General features: G+C 51.0%; 13 protein-coding genes. 7 read left to right on the plus strand and 6 right to left on the minus strand.

The features are described from left to right. Positions 1 to 24: 24 nt before the first annotated feature. On the minus strand, positions 25 to 843 hold the full coding sequence (gene panB, locus IMY23_RS17890; protein ID WP_192823385.1) for a 3-methyl-2-oxobutanoate hydroxymethyltransferase: 819 nt from the start codon (positions 841 to 843) through the stop codon (positions 25 to 27). 235 nt (positions 844 to 1078) lie between these two features. Further along, the gene (locus IMY23_RS17895; protein WP_192823386.1) at positions 1079 to 3751 is read right to left on the minus strand and encodes a putative LPS assembly protein LptD; all 2673 of its coding nucleotides are present in this window, start codon (positions 3749 to 3751) and stop codon (positions 1079 to 1081) included. A 150-nt stretch (positions 3752 to 3901) separates the two neighbouring features. Here IMY23_RS17895 and IMY23_RS17900 point away from each other — a divergent pair, with 150 nt between their 5' ends. From IMY23_RS17900 to IMY23_RS17920, 5 genes are all read left to right on the plus strand, one after another. Continuing rightward, complete coding sequence (locus IMY23_RS17900; protein ID WP_192823387.1) at positions 3902 to 4678, plus strand: N-acetylmuramoyl-L-alanine amidase; 777 nt, start codon at positions 3902 to 3904, stop codon at positions 4676 to 4678. Positions 4679 to 4691: 13 nt separating this feature from the next. After that, the gene (locus IMY23_RS17905; RefSeq protein ID WP_192823388.1) at positions 4692 to 5705 is read left to right on the plus strand and encodes an MlaD family protein; all 1014 of its coding nucleotides are present in this window, start codon (positions 4692 to 4694) and stop codon (positions 5703 to 5705) included. Positions 5706 to 5891: 186 nt separating this feature from the next. Further along, the gene (locus tag IMY23_RS17910; protein WP_192823389.1) at positions 5892 to 7520 is read left to right on the plus strand and encodes an acyl-CoA carboxylase subunit beta; all 1629 of its coding nucleotides are present in this window, start codon (positions 5892 to 5894) and stop codon (positions 7518 to 7520) included. 822 nt (positions 7521 to 8342) lie between these two features. After that, complete coding sequence (locus tag IMY23_RS17915) at positions 8343 to 9275, plus strand: transglutaminase-like domain-containing protein (protein WP_192823390.1); 933 nt, start codon at positions 8343 to 8345, stop codon at positions 9273 to 9275. Positions 9276 to 9523: 248 nt separating this feature from the next. Continuing rightward, positions 9524 to 12169, plus strand: coding sequence for a S8 family serine peptidase (locus IMY23_RS17920; protein WP_192823391.1), 2646 nt, complete (start codon positions 9524 to 9526; stop codon positions 12167 to 12169). A 236-nt stretch (positions 12170 to 12405) separates the two neighbouring features. On the opposite strand, the gene IMY23_RS17925 is transcribed toward IMY23_RS17920, so the two are convergent. From IMY23_RS17925 to IMY23_RS17940, 4 genes are all read right to left on the minus strand, one after another. Further along, complete coding sequence (locus tag IMY23_RS17925) at positions 12406 to 13206, minus strand: M57 family metalloprotease (protein ID WP_192823392.1); 801 nt, start codon at positions 13204 to 13206, stop codon at positions 12406 to 12408. Between the two features lie 378 nt (positions 13207 to 13584). Continuing rightward, positions 13585 to 14388, minus strand: coding sequence for a M57 family metalloprotease (locus IMY23_RS17930; RefSeq protein WP_192823393.1), 804 nt, complete (start codon positions 14386 to 14388; stop codon positions 13585 to 13587). Positions 14389 to 15001: 613 nt separating this feature from the next. Then, a complete protein-coding gene (locus IMY23_RS17935) occupies positions 15002 to 16243 on the minus strand; it encodes a pitrilysin family protein (protein ID WP_225986547.1) in 1242 nt (413 codons plus the stop codon). 372 nt (positions 16244 to 16615) lie between these two features. Continuing rightward, a complete protein-coding gene (locus tag IMY23_RS17940; RefSeq protein WP_192823394.1) occupies positions 16616 to 17743 on the minus strand; it encodes a glycosyltransferase family 1 protein in 1128 nt (375 codons plus the stop codon). 506 nt (positions 17744 to 18249) lie between these two features. On the opposite strand from IMY23_RS17940, the gene IMY23_RS17945 reads away from it, so the two are divergent. Continuing rightward, positions 18250 to 18627, plus strand: a complete 378-nt coding sequence (locus tag IMY23_RS17945; RefSeq protein WP_192823395.1) for a BlaI/MecI/CopY family transcriptional regulator — start codon at positions 18250 to 18252, stop codon at positions 18625 to 18627. After that, entirely contained in the window at positions 18620 to 20770 is a 2151-nt protein-coding gene (locus IMY23_RS17950; protein WP_192823396.1) for a M56 family metallopeptidase, read from the plus strand. The genes IMY23_RS17945 and IMY23_RS17950 overlap by 8 nt, the downstream gene beginning before the upstream one ends. Positions 20771 to 20859 lie beyond the last annotated feature (89 nt).

Below are 20859 nucleotides of genomic sequence, written 5' to 3' on the forward strand. Positions count from 1 at the left end.
AACAATGGGCAATCAACAATTAAATTAATAGGCTTCCTCAGCCGTAGGGAAGTCCTGTGCTTTTACGTCTTTGATGTAGCTGGTAACGGCGTTGGTGATGGTCTCGTGGAGTTCGGCGTAGCGGCGCAGGAAACGGGGCTTGAATTCTTTGGTGATGCCCAGCAAATCATGGATCACCAGCACCTGCCCGTCTACGTGCGGACCGGCGCCAATGCCAATGATGGGGATTTCCAGTTCCTCGGCCACGCGCTTGGCCAACGTTGACGGTATTTTCTCCAGCACAATGGCAAAGCAACCCAATTCCTGGAGCACGCGGGCATCGGCTAAAAGTTTTTCGGCTTCCTCTTCTTCCTTGGCGCGCACAGAATACGTCCCGAATTTATAGATAGACTGTGGGGTCAAGCCCAAGTGGCCCATCACTGGAACGCCAGCGCTCAAGATACGAGTGACAGAGTCTTTGATTTCCACGCCGCCTTCCAGTTTCACGCCGTGCGCCCCGGATTCTTTCATGATCCTGATGGCGGAGCGCAACGCTTCAGACGAATTCCCCTGGTAAGAACCGAAGGGCAAATCCACCACCACAAACGCGCGTTTTACGCCGCGCACCACGCTGGAGGCATGGTAGATCATCTGGTCCAGGGTAATGGGCAAGGTAGTTTCGTGGCCGGCCATCACGTTAGAGGCGGAGTCGCCTACCAAGAGCACATCGGTGCCGGCGGCGTCCAGGAGGGTAGCCATGGAGAAGTCATAGGCGGTGAGCATGGAGATTTTCTCGCCGCGCACTTTCATGCTCTGCAATTGGTGGGTGGTGACAATCTTGACCTCGCGTTTTTGAACCGACATACAAATGGGTTTGCGTTTGACTGCGGTAAAGGTAAGAAGCGCACCGTTAAGAACGATGGTTAGGAAATGAAGATTTTTGCTGGGCTCCGGCTAAGGTTACATTGCGAGGATCATGGCACATGCATCAGCAGAAACAAGTTAAAGAAACCTGTAAAAGCAAAACCCGTTTTCGGGCTCATTTCCAGAAATGAGCCCGAAAACGGGTTTAAGAAGTAGTTGGGGCAGACCTTGAGACTTATCTTCCCCAGGGACGGCCGGTAGAATATTCGCTACGAGAGATCTTAAGGTCGCGCAGCATAGAGGACTTGGCACTGATGTTAATAGAGTAGCTTTGGTAAGCGCCAATGGGTACCCAGTTAATGCTCATCTGCCAGCAGTGCAGGTCACGGGTGATGGCCAGGTTGGTGAAACTCAAGAGTTTGTTCTTGAAGTCATACCCGGTGGTGTAGTTGAACGCCCATTTCTCTGTGAGTGTGACAGAACCGTTCAAGTCAAGCGAGGTGGCATTATTGACCAGTTTGTCTAGCCGCGGATCTCTGGTGAAGTTAGACGTGAAGCCTACATTCAGGGTCCAGGGAATGTTGAAGTCCATGTAGTCAGCGGCAGAAGGACCGCGCTGCAAAATAGGAGAGGTGGTGGGCGGTGGCATGCCAGATTTTTCCTGCTGTTCCCGCGCTTTGGGGCTGGCCTCAAAGCTGAAGTTAGCGTTAATGTTGGTGAGGCGCGCCAACCGGAAACCACCGTCTTCAATCAAAAACCGGTTCACGGGTAGGCCGTTCACATAGGCATATGGGTCAAAAATGGCGCTGGAGGTAAAGCTAAACGTGTTGAACAGCCGGGTGCTCAGGTTCACGTTAATGTTAGACAGGTTAAAGGAGTCGGCGGCCATGTTGTAGGCTCCCTGAATAGAGAACAGATCAATCAGGCTCACTTTCTTGAACACCCCGGCGCTGTCTGTCTTCACCTTCATCTCCACGTTGTTCTGAATGCCAAAACTGATGCTGCTGTTCAAACCCGAACCCGGTAAATTAGTGCCTAGAGGAAACCTGGAGGTTAACCGGCTGTTTCCGGTACTGTCTACCTGCACACGCTGGTAGAACCCAAACTCTGGCCTGCTGAAGTCTGGCGTGTAGCTGTAGCTGATGTTGGGCGTGATGGTGTGCCTGATGGCCTGCACTTTTTTGCCGTTAATCTGGGCGATGCCGTAGAGGTTGGTGGTCAAAGACATGCCTCCGCTGTATTGGTACACCCGGTGCAAGCCGCTGGCCGTGTCCACTTTAATAAGGTTGGAGTCTGGTATTCTGCTATAGGTGAATTTTTTGGTTGTCCAGCTTTCACGGTAATTCACGCTGGGGGTCAGCTTGAAATGCTTGAACAGGTTGATGGTTCCTAGGGTGAGGGGTATGTCATGGTTAATGGTGAGCGGCGCGTTTTTGAAAATGGTAGACAGGTTTTTGCTGTTGATGGCCAAAATGGTGTCTGTGCGTGCGGCGGTGGTGAACGGGAACCCTATGCCGCTGCTCCGGTTAATGGCGTTGGTGACGTCTTGCCGAAGGTTCAGGTTATAGCCCAGGCGTATGCCTTCAATCCAGCGGCCCGTTAAAGTACCCCCAAACCACTCAATGGGGCTCTGGCTGGCCACCCCAAATGACATGTCTGGCAAGGTAATACTCATGCGCTGCACCTCTTCTTGAATGGTCTGGTCTTTGCCTTCCTTATCTTTGTACCTATAGACATTGGTGCCTACAGACTGATTTTGAGTAATAGAGACCCGGTAAGAGAAGGGGGAGTTGGGGCTGCTCTTTCCGTAAGAGATGCTGGAGGTGAAGTTGGTGGAAAGTGCCTGTTGGGGCGTTGTGAAATTTCGTTGGTTGGCAAAACGGCTACCAGCGTTCACACTGGCTGAGAACTGACCCTTGCCCGGCAGAGTAACCGGTGAGTGCGCCCATTGAATCCAGATGTCCCGGCTATCTGTGTTGTTAAACCGGTAGGCTTCCCGCACGGTGGCACCGGCCCTAAAATTGTTGGGGTCTTTGTTGTAGTTGTGCCTAACAGAAAAGTTGCCTCTGTACTTGTACCGTTTGGTGTAGTTAGACTGCACGCTCACGCCGTAGCCACCCAAAGAGAAAATATCGCCGGTCAGGCGCAGGTCCATATACTCATTCAATGCCCAGTAGAACCCGCCGTCGCGTAGGTAGAAGCCCTGCTGCATGGACTCCCCAAACGTGGGGATCAACACCCCGGAACCCCTGGTTTTAGGCGAAGGGAAAAACCCGAAAGGAAACCCAAACGGCGTGGGCACATCAGCGAAGACCAGGTGGAACGGCCCCGCTACCACGCGGTCACCGGGCATCACTTTCATTTTGGTAGCTTTGATGTAGAAGTGCGGGTGCTCTAAATTACAGGTGGTATAGCGGGCGTGCTGGCCGTAAATTTCGTTCTGGTCGTTTTTCTTGATGGTCTCGGCGTGAATAAAGCCTTCGCCCTGCGTGGTGACAGCACCCAGTACCCGGCCCTTTTTGGTCTTGAAATTGTAGGCCATGGTCTCAGCCTGATAGGTTTCCTCACCACTTTTGAAAAGGGGTTTGCCCTGCAGTGTGCCGGTTGAGTCGCGGGTGCCGCGGGCGTCTATAATGTTGGTTTTCCAGTTAATCTGAATGAAGTCAGCGTCCAAAGAAACCTCCCCATAGTCAATGTGCGCGGTGCCGTACAGATACATGATCTGGTTCACGGCGTCATAGAGAATAGAATCTTTGGCCTTATAATTGATAGTGGTCTCAATGTCACCTCGGCGCACAGAATCTGCCGCAACGGTGACTTTGACAGAATCAGTGCTGGCAGGACGCGTCTGCGCGTTTCCCTCCGTGGCGGACAAGAAGGCCACCCAGAAAAAGAGGGGAATAGCCAAAAACTGGAGGGGTCTCTTCGGAATCAAGTAAAATTTGTGTTATTTTGTTACTGAGAACGCGTTAAAAATCTGGCTTTGTATGTTAAAGTCAATTGCAAGCACACTCTCAGATGCAAAGTTATCAACAATAGCTTTTAACTAACGCATACCGTGAAAAATATTGTCTCTCTCACCCTGCTCGTCTTTTTTTTCCTCAGTTCTTTCACCACCCTGGAGCGGAAGGAGATAAAAATACGCACGGTGGTGATTGACGCCGGCCACGGCGGCAAAGACGGCGGCTGCCACGGCAGTTCGGCCAAAGAGAAGGAAGTAGCCCTCAAAGTAGCCCTGGAGCTGGGCAAGCAGATAGAAGAAAACCTCCCCGACGTGAAGGTGATCTACACCCGCAAGACAGACACGTTTGTGGAGTTGATTGACCGTGCCGGCATCGCCAACAAGCACCACGCAGACTTTTTTATCTCCATCCATTGCAACGCCGGCCCTCCGGCGGCGTACGGCACAGAGACCTACACCATGGGGCTGCACACGTCTAACGGCAACCTGGCGGTGGCCAAGCGGGAGAACTCGGTTATTTTGCAGGAAGACAACTATGAGAAGAAGTACAACGGCTTCAACCCTAACTCGCCCCAGAGCCACATCTTGTTCAGCCTCTATCAAAGCGCGTACCTGGACAACAGCCTAAGGTTTGCCCAGAAGGTGGAACAGCAATTCAAATCAAAGATTGGTCGTTCCAGCAGAGGCGTGAAGCAGGCGGGCTTTCTGGTGCTCTGGAAATCTGCCATGCCCAGCGCCCTGATTGAGATAGGATTCCTGACCAACCCCAAGGAAGAAGCCTTCCTCAACGATAAAACGAACCAAACGTATATGGCTTCAGGCATCTACCGTGCTTTCAAAGAGTACAAGCAAGAGCTGGAGGCCATGAATTAACTACTCCCAAACTGTGAAATTTTCCAAAGAACTCAAGGTGGCGTTGCTAGGTATTGTGGCCGTTGCAGCGCTCTACGTGGGCTTTCTATTCCTTAAAGGAACCAACGTCTTTTCCTCTACCCGTACGTTTTACGTGAATTATGAAAGTGTGCAGGGCTTGGCCGTGTCCAGCCCGGTGGTGGTCAACGGCTTTAGGGTAGGCCTGGTGAAGGAAATGAACCTGCAGGCTGAAAAAGGCAACAAGATTCTGGTAGCCCTTGACATTGAGAAAGATATTGACATTGGGGACTCCACCGTGGCCATGCTGGTAAGCCAGGACCTGCTGGGCGGCAAGTCCATTGAACTGTACATGGGCCGCAACACCAAACGCTTCAAAGGCGGCGAATACCTGATTCCGTTCACCCGCGAGAGCATCACCGAAGTGTTCACCAAGCGCGCCATGCCCGTGCTGGAAACCGTGGACTCCACCTTGATCCGGCTTAACTCGTTCCTGGACAAAGACGCCAAACGCAGCATTCAGGCCATTTTATTAAACGCCGAGGCAACCTCCGAAGCGCTTAGAACCATTGCCATGGCCAACCAGGGCAACATCAACCAGATCACCAGCAACCTGGCGGGCCTTACCGCGTCTCTAAGACAAACCGAGGCCAAGTTCAGCCGTCTGGCAACCAATCTGAACACGCTGTCTGACACCTTGGATGTAGCCGCCATGAACAGCGCCATCAGAGGCCTGGACAGCACCGTGGCGCAGGCCCAGCTCACCATGCGCAGGCTCAATGAGAACAACGGCAGTTTGGGGAAACTCATGAGCGATGACTCCTTGTACCGCAACCTCAACGCCAGCAGTGAAAGTCTTGATGCCTTGCTGAAAGACCTGAAGGCCAACCCTAAGCGCTACGTGCATTTCTCATTGCTGCAGATTGGCGGCGGCACCAAGGTTGACAAAGCCAGCAACGTGAAAGAAGCAGATAAAGTGAAAAATGCGGGCACCGTTGAAAAGGCCGGCACGGTGCAAGAGAAGAAGTAATCAAATTTAATAATAGGGAGAAAGCGTTTTCGGGCTCATTTTCAGAAATGAGCCCGAAAACGCTTTTTTGTTGTAGCCGTATGCCTGTAAACTAGTGCCTAACAGGTGTTAGCTTTTCCAGAAAATTTCTATATTTGTACAGCCTGCCTAGGGCTTACACGCAAAACCTCACGCATCAGCAGAACTATGGATATTGAATTCAACAAGAACGAAGACGCGCTCAAACAACTCTCATTCCAGTTAAAGTCGAAATTGGCCAAAGTGGCGCTGGGCGGCGGCGAGAAAGCCATTGCCAAGCAGCACGAGAAAGGCAAACTCACCGCCCGTGAGCGCATTCAATATTTAGTAGATGAGGGTTCTGAGTTTCTGGAGATAGCCGCCTTCGCCGGCGAGGGCATGTACCTTGAGTACGGTGGTTGCCCGGGTGGCGGCGTGGTGGCGGGCATTGGCTACGTGAAAGGCCGGCAGTGCATGATTGTCGCCAATGACGCCACCGTGAAAGCGGGCGCCTGGTTCCCCATCACGGCCAAGAAAAACCTGCGGGCCCAGGAAATTGCTATGGAAAACCGACTGCCGGTAATCTATCTGGTAGACAGCGCCGGCGTGTTTCTTCCCATGCAAGACGAGATTTTCCCCGACAAAGAGCACTTCGGGCGCATGTTCCGGAACAACGCCATTATGAGTTCTGAGGGCATCGTGCAGATTTCGGCCATCATGGGTTCCTGCGTGGCTGGTGGCGCGTATCTGCCCATCATGAGCGACGAAGCCATGATTGTGGAAGGCACCGGTTCCATCTTCTTGGCCGGTTCTTACCTGGTGAAAGCCGCCATCGGCGAAACCATTGACAATGAAACCCTGGGCGGCGCGTCCACCCATTCAGAGATTTCCGGCGTCACCGATTATAAATTTGAGACTGACCAGGAATGCCTGGACCACATCCGGAACATCTTTGATAAAATGGGTGATACGCCCAAAGCCGGTTTCAGCCGCATATCATCGGCGCAGCCCAAACTAGACCCCAAAGAAATCTACGGAATTCTGCCCCAGGACCGCGTGAAGCCCTATGATATGATGGACATCATTCATCGGCTGGTAGATAATTCGGAATTTGAGCCTTACAAAGATTTGTACGGTCAGAGCCTGATCTGCGGCCTGGCGCGCATTGACGGTTGGGCCGTGGGCATTGTGGCCAACCAACGCAAGATTGTGAAAAGCAAGAAAGGCGAAATGCAGATGGGCGGCGTGATCTATTCAGACTCCGCAGACAAAGCCGCGCGCTTCATCATGAACTGCAACCAAAAGAAAATTCCCTTGGTGTTTTTGCAAGACGTATCTGGGTTCATGGTAGGCAGCAAAGCCGAACACGGCGGCATTATCAAAGACGGCGCCAAGCTGGTGAACGCCATGAGTAATTCTGTAGTACCCAAGTTTACCATTTTGATTGGCAACAGCTACGGAGCGGGCAATTATGCGCTCTGCGGCAAAGCCTATGACCCCCGCCTGATCTATGCCTGGCCCACCGCGCAATTGGCGGTTATGTCTGGTGCCTCGGCGGCCAAAACCTTGCTGCAGATTCAGGTGGCCTCGCTCAAAGCCAAAGGCGAAGTCATCACCCCCGAAGCCGAGAAAGAACTCCTGGACAAAATCACAGCCCGTTACAATGAGCAATTGAGCCCCTATTATGCGGCGGCCCGGCTTTGGGTAGACGGCATCATTGATCCGCTGGAAACTAGAAAAGTTATTTCCATGGGCATTGAAGCCGCCAACAACGTGCCCATCACCAAACCCTTCAACGTGGGCGTGATACAGACCTAATTAAGAATTGGGAATTAGGAATTAAGAATTGAAGGCGATGAATTAGAAATTCGTCAGCCTCTGCAAAACCCGTTTTCGGGCTCATTTCTGAAAATGGGCCCGAAAACGGGTTTTGCATTTTTAGGCTGGTAAAAGTTTCACTGTTTGGAGTCTTCCGAAGGGTGCCTCCAAACAGGAAGGTTTTTTGGCGAAGACGCTCGTAGGAGTTGCGCACACTACGAGCGTCTTTTGAGTAACCTTCTGTCGGTTCCTCCACCGTAGAGACAAGGCAGTGCCTGGTCTCTACAACCTGATACCGAATTCCAGTTTCGCTTCCATTTCCAATTCAGAGCCCGAAAACGCAACTTAAACAAAAGCTCCCCTCCTGTTTTAGGAGGGGCTGGGGGTGGTCACCATTTCCAGCCTTTCCATCGAGCGCCTAAGCAGGTTCCGTCGCCGGCAGGCGGGTGCCGAAGGTGCCAGGAAGCTGGTACAGCGCGAGAGGGGAAGGCGAGGCCTCGCGGCCGTGAGCGCTCGGAGCCCAGCTATGGAAAAGGCCGACTTGTAGAACTCAGCATCAAACTGAACTTTGAAAGGAAAGCAAATGGCATGCACAATAACAGCTACGAAGAAGTTAAGAAGGTATCTTCGTTAGATCCTTCGACAAGCTCAGCAGGGCCGAGGGGATGGAAATCCCGTTTTCGGCCTCCATTTCAGAAATGAGCACCAAAACGCTTTTGCCTTTCTTTTCGTTTTCAAGAAAGAGAGTAGAGAATGTTGTGCGTTTTCAAGGCAGAATCAATTCCTAATTCTTAATTTTAAATTCTTAATTAAAATCTTCCCTTGACGAACAAAGAATTAAAGGCGCTGATCTCCCTGTTGGACGACGAAGACCCGGATGTGGTGGCGCACGTGCACGCTAGAATTGTTGACTTAGGCGATACCATCACCCCGTTTCTGGAGGAGGCCTGGGAAGAGAGCCTGGACCCCGAGCATCAGAAAAAACTGGAAGACCTCATCCATGACCTGCAGTTCAGCGCCCTGCTGCGCCGCCTGCAGGAGTGGAAAGACGAAGGCGCCCAGGACCTGCTGCACGGCATGTGGCTCCTGAGCACCTACCAGTACCCCGACGTGACGCTGGAACAGATCAAGCAGACCATTGCCGAGCTGTACTATGAGGCCTGGGTGAACGTTCGGCCCGAGATGCACCCCTATGACCAGGTGAAAGCCCTGAACCATGTGCTGTTCAAGCTGCACCATTTCTCTGCCAACACTAAGAACTTCCATGCGCCGGGCAACTCCATGATCAACCAGGTACTGGAGAGCAAGCGCGGAAACCCGCTCACCCTGTGCGTGATTTACATGGTGCTGGCGCAGAAACTGGGCTTGCCCGTGTACGGTGTGAACCTGCCCAACCTGTTCATCCTAACGTTTAAAAGCGAGCTGGCCCCGCAGTTTTACATCAATGTCTACAACCGGGGCCTCATTCTCACCCGCGCCGACATTGACAACTACATCTTGCAATTAAACCTGAACCCGGTAGATATTTTCTACGAACCCTGCGAGCCCATTGACATTGTGCGCCGTGCCCTCAGGAACCTGGCCCTCTCCTATGAGAAATTGAACGACCCCGAAAAAGCCACCGAAATCGCCAAAATGCTGGACGTCATTGGCGAAGAACCCCAGCGCGGCTCCTTCCTGGCTTCCTCAGAAGAAGATGCAGACGACGATGCACCAGATGCGGAAGAGCCAGGCGAAGACGAAGAAGATTTATAGCGTTTTCGGCTTCATTTCCAGAAATGAGCCCAAAAACAGAAACCACCATAACGGCCGCCCTCAACAGCGGCCGTTCCTTTTTTTAAAAGGCTGTCTGCCTTTTGCCAGCCGTTCTAACCAAAGCTTAAAATCGTATAGATCGCCGCTATATTTAATTTGGAAATTTTGATGGTAGTCTGTCGCAAGCTGTTGTTTTCCTGGAGAATAACCGGTAAATTATCTTGTTAAGCAGCGGAGCGAATCACCAGATGGGGCAGAACATTACCAGCAAGATGTGTAGAGGGTTTTTAGGGGCGATTGGCTTGGTTTTCCTCTCACTGGTAGCGGTAGGGCAACACATTTCCCCCGGCAAAACAGAAAACAAACGGGCGCCTGTACTCAGGCCAAGCGCTGCTTTTGAATCGCCTGCGCAAATCCGGATTCAGGTAAAAAACCGTCAGGCGTTTCTGGTGTGGGCCAACGCTGCCTTGCCAGATTTGCGGCTTCTTCCTTCCCCAGATTCATTGGTGTTTGCCGCCCAACGACCAAATTCAAAACACCTGCAGCTGCTGGAAGAATGCCCCTGGGTGACGTTTCTAGATGTTGGCCCTAGAAAAGCCAACGAAGAAGCCTATCTGCAGAACGCAGATTTCAGGGTGAACAGGATAGAGGCCCTGCAAACCAAATATCCCGCTCTGGGCGGAGCTGGACTAGTAGTGTCTGTGAAAGAACAGCCTTTTGATTCTACAGATATTGATTTCAAGAAAAGGGTGCTTCCCGCGCCAGCGTTTGGGTCTGGGCCGCAGCCGCACGCCACCAGCATGGCCACCCTTATTGCCGGCGGCGGCAACTCAGCCCCGTCCAGCAAAGGGGCCGCCTGGCAAAGCACCGTCACCGCCGCCAACTTTGACAACTTGTTACCCGACAATACCGCCCTTCTCAAAACCCAGCAAGTCTCTGTGCAGAACCACTCATATGGGGTAGGCATTGAAAATTATTACGGGCTAGAGAGCCAAGCCTATGACCGGCAAGCCCTTGACATTCCCGCGCTGTTGCATGTGTTTTCGTCGGGTAACGCGGGGCACCAAACGCCTGTCACCGGGCCGTATGCCGGCATTACTGGTTTCGCCAACCTCACGGGGCAGTTCAAGGTTTCTAAAAATACGCTGAGCGTGGGGGCCATTGACACGTCGGGCCAGGTTAGTCTGCTCAGTTCCCGCGGACCCGCTTATGACGGGCGTATAAAACCAGAATTAGTAGCCTTCGGCGAAGCCGGTACCTCAGAGGCGGCCGCTGTGGTCAGTGGAATTGCTTTGGTGGTGCAGGAGGTGTACCAAAAAGAGAATAAGGGAGCGCTTCCTTCCTCAGCTTTGGTCAAGGCCGCCCTGATCAATGCCGCTGATGACAAAGGAAGGTCGGAGGTGGACTATGCCGCCGGTTTCGGGAATGCTGATGCTTTGGGCGCAGTAGAGGCCATTTTGCAAAAGCGGTATGCCGAAGGCGCAGTCACGCAAGGTGCTACTCAAAAAATCAGGTTCACCGTTCCCGCCGGGGCAGCCAGAGTGAAAGTTACCTTGGTGTGGCAAGACCCGGAAGGAAACCCCACGGCCCCCAAGGCGTTGGTCAATGACCTGGATCTGACGCTTATATCTCTGGGTTCTGGAGAAGTCTGGTTGCCTTGGGGCTTAAGTACGTTTGCCCATAAAGATTCTTTGCTGGCGCCTGCCCGCCGTAAACGGGACCACCTGAATAATGTGGAACAAGTGACGCTCGCCAACCCAACCGCCGGCGACTATGAAATACAGGTGATGGGTTATGCCGTAACAGGTAGCCAAAGTTTTAGCGTGGTGTATGAAGTAGAGCCTGCTTTCTCCTGGGTGTACCCTGCCCTGGGGAGCACAGTAGAAGCAGGGCAGAAGACCAGAGTGCGCTGGGAGTTCCCGGTGAAAACGGGTGCCCGCGGCCGACTTGAGTTTAAATGGAACAGCCCTGGCGCTACGTGGCAACTCCTGAAAGACAATATAGACCTGGCCAACGAGGCGGCAGACATTACGCTCCCAGATACCACGGCCGTAGCAGTGTTGCGCCTGGTGATAGCCAGTGAAACCTATGAGACCGGGGCTTTTGTGCTCAGCCCGGCGCTGGCCTTGAAAGTAGGGTACCAGTGCGGTGACGCGTTCATGTTGTTCTGGTCGAAAGCCCCAGGAGCAGAAGCGTATCAGGTGTACACGTTGGGCAACAGGTACTTAGAGCCATTGGTACAGACGGCAGACACGTTGATGGTACTCCAGAAAAGTCAGAACCCCAGCGTGCATTATGCCGTGGCACCGGTTGTGAAAGGCCAATTAGGTCAGCGTAGCCTCACCCTGCAGTACACGCAGCAAGGGGTGGGGTGTTATATTGTGCAGTTCCTCCCCAAGCAGTTTGTGACAGACACCGTGTTGCTTGATTTGCAACTGAGCACCACCGCAGGGTTGCTAGCTCTTTCTCTAGAAAAAAAGCTGAACGGCGTTTTTACCTCCATTCAGCCATTGGCCATTAGCAGTCAGCAACTCAATTATCTGCTACAAGATGCAAATCCAGCGCCGGGCTGGAACGAGTATCGCGTAAAAATGACCACAGCCAGCGGGGAAACGTTTTATAGCCCAACAGAAGGACTTTTCTACACACCGGCTACCTATATTCAAGTGCATCCTAACCCAGCCATGGCCGGCTCAGATCTGAACATCATTTCCCAAGATGATGCCACCAACACCATTTACCTGTATGATTCCATGGGCCGACTTACACGCGAATACACCCAGGACGGCTCCATAAAGATCATTGAAACATTGGGCTTACGGCCAGGACCGTATTTTATCAAAGTCTTGTCCTCTGCCGGAATTGTCACGCAAACCAAAGTAATTCTCCTGTAAGCAAGGCGAAAGAATGCTTCCGGAGTTGTGCGCTTTTCTTTCCTTAAACTTCCCTTTTAGCAACTCGTGCATCCTAAACTTGATGATAGGTGGAGCTGCGCGAAGCCAGTTGATTGAACAACAGCAACCTGAGTTTCGGTCTATGGCTGGCAGGGTTAAAACCGTATGTATAGACTGAAAAGCAAAAAAGCCTCCAGTATACCTGGAGGCCTTTTTGATGAAATGGACGGTGCTGCTTAGTACAGGTAATTCAGAGCAGTTACGTCGTTGGCGTTGAACGGACGGTTTTGGCCAGAACCAATGCAGGCCAGCATCCAGGAAGTGGCGTCAGCCGTGGTAGGAGTGCCCGGGATGTGTACAGCGCCCACGGTGCTGGCACCTTCGTTGGTGTAAGAACCGCCGCAGCTGTAGGCACGGTTCATGTAATCTGTGTGACGGAAACCAATACAATGGCCAATCTCGTGCGCTAAGATGGTGGTGAACCAGGCTTGGTTAGGATTGGTGCCAATGTGGCGCGTAGCAATTTTGATGTTGTTGTGCGGGTTGCCGTTTACCGGGAATCCAGCCGATGCCAAGTACTGCGCAGATTTAGGAGCCGCCTGCAAATAAATCTGACCGCCAGACGCCACACGGGTCATGGTAATCAACAAGCCCTGGGCATTGTACCGGGCAATGGCCGCGTCAAGCGCAGTGACATACGTAGCGGGCAATGAGGGGTCAATTGACAACGTAATGTTGCGGCCAGTGCCTGCATTTACCAGGTTGGTGGTGCGGTATTGTTCGGTTTCACCAACGCGAAGTAATTTGTGGTCATGCTTGGTATTTAACTGCTCCTCAGACAAAAAGATATCGCCTTCTACCAGGTAACCGCCATCTACCACCTGCACATCATTTGTCCCAAAACCCATGTCATAGATTTTAGAAAGCGTGTCTTTTGAAACAGACACTTTTTCTACCTGCTCTTCGTCAACAGTACAAGAAGAGAATCCAAGAACTAAGGCTGCGGCAGCCAATTTAAGGGAGTAATTAAACTTCATAATAATTTTTGTTAAAGTGTTAGTTGGGTGAGGAAAATTGTTTTGTTTGAAGGGTAAGTTTGTTGAGCGTAAGCGTAAAAATTTAATGAAGTAAACGAGCCTTTGTAGGTAAATTAAAGACGATTGTTTCGCTTCACTTATCAGCTATTTTTTTTAATCGAAAGAAAGGAAAGAGTAAAAGCGTATAAGTAAATTATGAAAATAGGTTGCAGTTTATAGCGTAATTATTTTCAGATAATTTCAGGGAAAAACAGGCAATAAAATACCAGGCAATGCTCTTGATGGGAACCTTGCATGCGTATTCTATTGCCTATTTAAAGAGAGGGAATTAAGCGAATAATAACCTTACTCACCTAATGCCTGTGACTGGCTTATAGATTAATATAAGTAATTAAGCGCAGTACGGTCATTGGAGTTGAACGGACGGTTTTGGCCGGTTCCCACGCAGGCCAGCATCCAGGAAGTGGCGTCAGCCGTGGTAGGAGTGCCCGGGATGTGTACGGCGCCCACGGTGCTGGCTCCTTCATTGGTGTAAGCACCGCCGCAGCTGTAGGCACGGTTCATGTAATCTGTGTGACGGAAACCAATGCAGTGACCAAGCTCATGCGCCAGAATGGTAGCTAAGTAATTGGTTCCGGGGTTGCTACCTAAATAATCTGAGTTCACCCGCACGCTGTTAAAGGGATTGCCAGACGTAGGGAAACCAGCCGAAGCCAGGTAAGAAGAGCCGGCCGGGGCTTTAGAAAGCAAGATGTTATAGCCAGATGAGACTCTCCTGAATTTAATGCGAAGGTTCTCTGCATTGTATCTTCTAATGGCTTCATCCAGGGCCGTTACATAAGAAGTGGGCAGGGAGGTAGAGATAGCCACGCTAATGGTGCGGCTGGTTCCCACGTTCACTAAATTGGTGGTGCGGTACTGCTCCGTTTCACCAATTCTAAGGAATTTAGGGTCTTTTGTTTCGTTTAATTGTTCATCGGTTAGGAAAATATCTCCCTCCACTAAATAGCCGCCATCAACAGCCTTCACATCTGCGGTACCGAAGCCCATTTCATAAATTTGCTGCAGTTTTTCTTTTGAAACTTCAGCCTTCTCAATCGCCTCCTCTTGGTTTTCAGAACAAGAAGAGAATCCTACTAATAGCGCAAGGGCAACTAGTTTAAGAGTAAAAGTGTTTTTCATAAATTGTTTTTTGGGGGTTGGTGTTTATTAAGTGTACTATTTTAGAGAGATTTATTATGATAAGCAACGGAGTAGAGCAGCTTAATTAAAATAAATTTATTTAATAATATAAAAATTGCCTTATTTGAAAATGGTTTTGTATTCTAAAAAGAAGTTGTTGTATATAAAAAGTTAGTTTTAATTAAAGGTTGTAAGGTTAGATTGATAAACTGGCAGATAATGTGAGTTGATTTTGTAATATTTAATTATTTTTGAAATAGTTATCGTTGTTTAACTGGTTCTTAGCAGTGATTCCTGATAAAATATGTAAATGGTGTGTCTGTTTAAGGTATTTCATAATTAAATTTTATTAAAAAAAGATTTTAAGGTGCTTTAAATGAAATGTATATACATAATAAGTAGGCTTTTAGGCTTGTTAATAAAAACAGGGATAAGGTTGGTTGTTGCTAATAATATTAAGGGATTTGAGGCTATTAATATCTGCTTTGTGTATATATAAGTTAGCTATTTATTGTGCCTTTAAATGTTAGAAAAGAAAGGGAGAGTTTATTCCACAGAAAAGGGCTACCAATGGGTAGCCCTTTTCTGTGGAATAAAAAAGTGCGTTATTCTGCTATTGTGGAATGTACTGCAGGAAGCTCAGATTTTCTTCCCTGAGGGAGTTGTTGGCCATCTCCAGCAAATCATTGGCCTGCACGGCCCGTATCTGCGCGAAAATGTCGTTCAGGCTTTCCACGTAGCCCAGGTCCAGAATGCTTTTGCCCATCATCATCATAAAGCCCATGTTGCTTTCTTCGGCCATGGCCAGTTGGCCCATGAGCTGTTCTTTGGCGGTATGCAGCTGCACAGAGCCCATGGGTTTGTCGCGCAGCAGTTTCAGTTCTTTCAAGACCAGGCCAATGGTGCGCTTGAGTTGCTTCTTCTCGGTGCCAAAGTAAATCCCGAACAGGCCCGTGTCTATATAAGTAGCGTAGTTGGCGTCAATGGTGTAGACCAGGCCGTGTTTCTCGCGCACGGCCAGGTTGAGTCGGGAGTTCATGCCGGGCCCGCCCAGAATGTTCACCAGCATGAAAAACGTAAGCCGACGCGGATCAGACAAAGCATAGGCAGGGCAGCCAATCACGCAATGCGCCTGCTGTATGGCCTTCTCCACCACCAGCGTCTGGGGCGTGTACGTGTCAAAAGTGAGGCGTTGACGCGGTTGGTTTTTGGCGGACAGATGCCCCAGGTACTTCTCGGCCAGTTTCATGACTTTTTCCACGGGCCAGTTGCTCACCGAGCAGAACACCAGCTTGTCGGTGCTCAGGTTGCGGGAAATGAACGCCTGGAAGTCCTCACGGGTGAAACCGCCCACGCTTTCACGGGTGCCCAGAATGTTGTAGCCCAGCGGGTGGTTTTTGAAGACCACCGCGTCAAACTCATCTATGATGGCGTCCTCGGGCGTGTCTAGGTACATGGCCATCTCCTCCAGAATCACGCCGCGCTCCTTCTCTATTTCCTTGGTAGGAAACGTGGAGTTGAAAGTGATGTCAGAGAGGAGTTCAAAGGCCTTCTCAAAGTGGTTCTCCAGCACCGAGGCATAAAAGCTGATTTTCTCTTTGGTAGTGTAGGCGTTCAGTTCGCCGCCCACGCTCTCCAGCCGGTTCAAGATATGGAACGATTTGCGTTTTTCAGTGCCTTTGAAGGCCATGTGTTCCCAGAAGTGGGCCAGGCCCTGCTCGTGGGGCAGCTCGTCGCGGGAGCCTATGTCCATCATAAAACCGCAGTGCGCAATTTTGGTGTGGGGCACCTGTTTGTGGAGCACGCGTATGCCGTTAGACAAGGTATGAATATGGTAATCAGGTAATTTCGTCAAGTTCTTGGGTATGTTTTAAAACTAAACACGTCTGCCGCCGCTCTTGTTTCTGCCAGCGAAGCAAACAGTCTGCAAAGGTACGGAGAGGAGAATTAAGAATGGCGAATTAAGAATTCAGAATTGGCACACAGGGCAAGAGATGAATTGGGGATGTGTCAATAGTATTGATTTCCGTTTTCGGGCTCATTTCTGGAAATGAAGCCAAAAACGGAAATTCCTGCCAGCGTAACGTAAGTGTGGTGTCCAACTGGGTGATTTTTTCAACTCACGTAAGTTTATAAACTTGCAACGTGTTCTGCCCCATGTTACGCTACGCTAAACTTGCGGCAGAGAAAGAAGAACTACATCATTACGCAGAACTACGCTGCAATTCTACAGCCCCAACACCTGTTCATACACCCGGTGCAGCTGCGGAATCGTGATTTCCGGTCGGAAGGTTTGGGCGTGGTCCAAGCCTTTCTTGACCATCTCTTTCTGTAAGTCTGGGCTGGAAAGCACTTCCTGGAGCGCATGCGCCATTTCAGCGGAGTCAGTGGGGGAAACGTAGCGGGCAGCAGGGCCACCGGCCTCTGAAAAGCAGGAACCCGTGGAGGTGATCACGGGCACGCCGCTGTTCAACGCCTCCACTACAGGAATCCCGAAGCCCTCAAAGATAGACGGGTACACAAACACCGTGGCCAACTGGTAAATGGTGGGCAATTCCTGGAACGGAATGTAGGGCAGAAACTGCACCTTGGCTTGCAGTTGGTGCTTTACAATATACGCCTCCAATTCTTTGAAATAAGCAGTCTTTCGGCCTATAAACACCAGGGGCAATAGGGCACCCGCGGCGTGCCAGCCTTGGAGCAGATGCAACTGGTTCTTGCGTTTCTCCAGGGTGCCCACACACAAAATGAACTGCTGTGGCAACTGGTATTTCTGCCGGACGGCGTTTTGGGCCTCGTTTGAAGAAATGAGCTGAAAAACGGGATCGCAGTCTTGGTACACCACCTGCACTTTTTCCTGCGGCACACCAAAATATTCCTCCAGATCTTGCGCCGTCTGGGCACTGATGGCTACTACCTGGTGCGCCAGGTCACAGGCGTCTTTGAATTTCTTTTTGTAGATGTAGCGGTCAATGGGCGGGTACAGCTCTGGGAACCGAAGAAAGATCAGGTCATGCATGGTCACCACCAGCTTGGTTTTCTGGCGGTCAAGGCCGTAGGGCAGTTCGTTGCTCAGCCCGTGGTACACCTGCACGCCGTGCCGGGGCAAGGCCGCGCGCAACCCAAACGTACGCCACACCGACGAGAACCGCTTGCCCATGCCGCTGGGCATGACCACCTGCGTTTTGGCCACCGGCGGATAAAAGCCTTTGAACAAATCGTTCTGCCGAGGCGTGAACAGGGCAAATTCGTCCTGCGGGAAATGCGCCATCATGCCAGAAATGACAAAGCGGCTGTAGTTCCCTAAGCCCGAGGTGTTGGTGAAGGCGCGCTTGGCATCAAATCCTATCTTCATAGAACCGCAAAAATAAGAGAAAATTCGGCTGTGCCATTGGTCTTTTAAGGCAGGCCACTTTGAGAGCAGCAGTGAGAAGGAGAGAACTTCCGTTTATGGCTTCATTTCCAGAAATGAGCCCGAAAACGGAAATTGTGAATTCATGCAATAGCCTGGCTAAACACCGATTCTCCCCTTTTAGGTAAGCTTAGTGGGGTGTTTACATCTGCTGATGTTACGTATAGTTGATTGTAGGGACAGGTCGTGACCTGTCCGCACGCATTCCTGATCCCACGCATTTCTTCTGTCGGTTTTCACTTTTTACTTCGTAGTGAACAGATTTCACAAGCCACCGCCTCGGACAGGTCGCGACCTGTCCCTACGAGTATCGCTTAAAAGACCATTTCGTCAAATCACTTCCTTGGCGTTTTGCACCGGTTCAAAAAAAATATTCCAACAAACTAAACAATTAGTTTGAAAACTAAGTATTTAGTTTTATGTTTGGAAAGTCATCCAATCTTATGCCTATGAAAGAGTTAACCAAAGCCGAGGAACAGGTCATGCAAGTGCTCTGGGACCTCAAGGAAGGATTTGTCAAGGACATTCTGGAAAAGCTGCCGGAGCCCAAGCCCGCCTATAACACGGTTTCCACCATTGTGCGCATTCTGGAGAAAAAAGGCTTTGTGTCTTACAAGGCCTACGGAAAAACGCATGAATATTACCCGCTGGTGCCCCGCGACGAGTATCGTCATTTCTTTTTGAAGAATTTTCTGGGCGGTTATTTCGGCGGTTCATTCAACAAACTGGTGTCTTTCTTCGCCAAAGAGGAGAACATGGACCTGAAGGAACTGGAGGAAATGCTGAAGCACGTGAAACAGGACCTTAGCAAGCCTGAAGATGAATGAGACCCTGCTCCGGTATCTGGTAGAATCCAGCGCAGCGCTGGCGGTGTTCTATCTTTTCTATGCGCTGGTGCTCAGACGGGAGACCTGCTTTGGGTTTAACCGATTCTACCTGCTGGGCGCGTTGGTGCTGGCCCTGGCCCTGCCGTTCATCAGTTTGCCGGCCGTGTTCGCCCCAGAACCTGAAGCGGCTGTGGCCTTTGAATTGGTGGAAATAAGCCAGGCGGAAGTTGGTCTTGCAACTGAGCCCCTAGAAGAACCTTTTAACGTCTGGCCTTTTGTGTATGCCGCGTACGGGCTGGGCGTGTTGTTTTTCCTGGTCAGGTTTGGGCGGCAGGTCTGGAACTTGCACCGCTTCAAACGGCAGGAAAGCGCCGCTTACCGCCTGCAGAACCAAGCCACCGTGTATTTCACCCACGGGCAAATGCCCACGTTCTCGTTCCTGAACACCGTTTTCCTGGACAATTCCCAAACCCTGAGCCCCCAGGAAACCGACCGCATTCTGCAGCATGAACAGGTGCACCTGAACCAGAAGCACAGCCTTGATATTCTCTGGGTCACGCTGGTGGGCATTGTGTTCTGGTTTAACCCGCTGCTCTATTTTTATAGAAAAGCCCTGGAACAAACCCATGAATTTCTGGCCGATGCCCACGTGGTCAAAAGCGCCAGCCTGCAGGAATATTCCTCTTTGCTGTTAAAACAAGTCTTCCAGAAGATTGACTTTCAGGTAGGCAGTTACTTTTTCTTTTCAAAATCCCTCACCTTAGCCAGAATCAAGATGATGAAAAACCTCCACAAATCGCCGCGGGTAAGCCGCATGTTGCTGGTAGTGCCGGTTCTGGCGCTGCTGGTAGGCACCATTGCCGCGTTTCGCCCGGTAGAAAAAATAGCCGCCGCCCCGGCCGCTGTTGCCAACACCAAACCCACCAACGGCCCCGCTGAATTCCCAGGTGGTCAGAAAGCTCTTGACACCTATGTGAAAACCCAGTTTGCGTTGCCCGAGGTGGCGTTTCAGAAGCGCAAATCAACGGCAGAAGCAGTACGGGCAGTTGGCGCCTTTGAAGTGATTATTCAGGAAAACGGGACTGCCAAACTGAGCAAAGTGACCAAGTTGGAGGTGTCGCCCAACCAGCCTGCCGTACAGGAAGCCGTGAAACAGGAAATTGCGCGTCTGGTGCGGGAAATGCCCACCTGGACCCCGGCCCAGAAGGGCGGCAAAGCCATGGTTTCCACGCATACCATTTCGTTCTCCGCGGTGAGCGCAGATTTCGCCAACCGCCAGGCATATTTGCAAGGCCGTCAGCAGAAAACCAGCGTTGATTCCAAACCCGCCCAAACCGACGAAAAAGTCTATGTAGCGGTGGAGCAAATGCCAGACTTCCCCGGCGGGCAAATGGCCCTCTTCAAGTACCTGACCGCCAACTATAAAATACCTGCGTCCCGTATCAAAAGCGGAAAAGAGGCGACTTTGGTGGCGTCTTTTATTGTTCGGCCCAACGGCAAAATCACAGACGTGCAGGTATTGAAAAGCCTGGGGGCGGCAGAAGACAAGGAACTGGTGCGGGTATTAACTTCTATGCCCACTTGGGGCCCAGGCAAGCAAAACGGGAAAGCGGTGGCCGTGAAATACACCATCCCGTTCAGGATCATGCCGAAACCTAGCACAGCGCAACCTGCCGCCACTACAGGCAAAGGAGCAATTTCAGTAGCTGGTAAACCTTCAACGGCAGCTACTGCTTCCGGGAGCAAAAAAATGGATGGTGCTCTATCTGTAGCCAGTCCGGAGAAAGTAGTACAAGGCCGAAAGCTGGACGTGGCCGAACCCCAGGATGACCGCGTGTTCATTGCCGTGGAGAAAATGCCGGAGTTCCCCGGTGGCCAAAAAGCTATGTTCACCTACCTGACGCAGAATTTCCACCTACCTGCCGGAAATGAAACAGTAGAAGGTACGGTAGTGTTGGCATTTGTGGTAAGCAAGGAAGGCAACATCACCAAAACGGAAATTCTGAAAGGCTTGACCCCGGCCATTAACCAGGAAGTGCTCAGGGTCATTAACTCTATGCCTACCTGGGAGCCAGGAACCCAAAACGGAAAACCAGTAGCCGTGAAGTACACGGTTCCTTTCAGAATTGTACCAAAGAATTAAAACTTCCCACCTAACTAGTATTAACAAAACAGAGCCCGAAAACGCGTTTCCGGGCTCTGTTTGTGAAATGAGGCCTAAAACGCAGCAGC

The organism is Rufibacter sp. LB8 (assembly GCF_014876185.1).
Lineage (GTDB): Bacteria > Bacteroidota > Bacteroidia > Cytophagales > Hymenobacteraceae > Nibribacter.

Excerpts from the sequence above, each read along its gene's own strand:
- panB (WP_192823385.1), bottom strand. The coding sequence starts at position 843 with ATGTCGGTTCAAAAACGCGAGGTCAAGATTGTCACCACCCACCAATTG.
- IMY23_RS17910 (WP_192823389.1), top strand. The coding sequence starts at position 5,892 with ATGGATATTGAATTCAACAAGAACGAAGACGCGCTCAAACAACTCTCA.
- IMY23_RS17920 (WP_192823391.1), top strand. The coding sequence starts at position 9,524 with ATGGGGCAGAACATTACCAGCAAGATGTGTAGAGGGTTTTTAGGGGCG.
- IMY23_RS17925 (WP_192823392.1), bottom strand. The coding sequence starts at position 13,206 with ATGAAGTTTAATTACTCCCTTAAATTGGCTGCCGCAGCCTTAGTTCTT.
- IMY23_RS17930 (WP_192823393.1), bottom strand. The coding sequence starts at position 14,388 with ATGAAAAACACTTTTACTCTTAAACTAGTTGCCCTTGCGCTATTAGTA.
- IMY23_RS17940 (WP_192823394.1), bottom strand. The coding sequence starts at position 17,743 with ATGAAGATAGGATTTGATGCCAAGCGCGCCTTCACCAACACCTCGGGC.
- IMY23_RS17945 (WP_192823395.1), top strand. The coding sequence starts at position 18,250 with ATGAAAGAGTTAACCAAAGCCGAGGAACAGGTCATGCAAGTGCTCTGG.
- IMY23_RS17950 (WP_192823396.1), top strand. The coding sequence starts at position 18,620 with ATGAATGAGACCCTGCTCCGGTATCTGGTAGAATCCAGCGCAGCGCTG.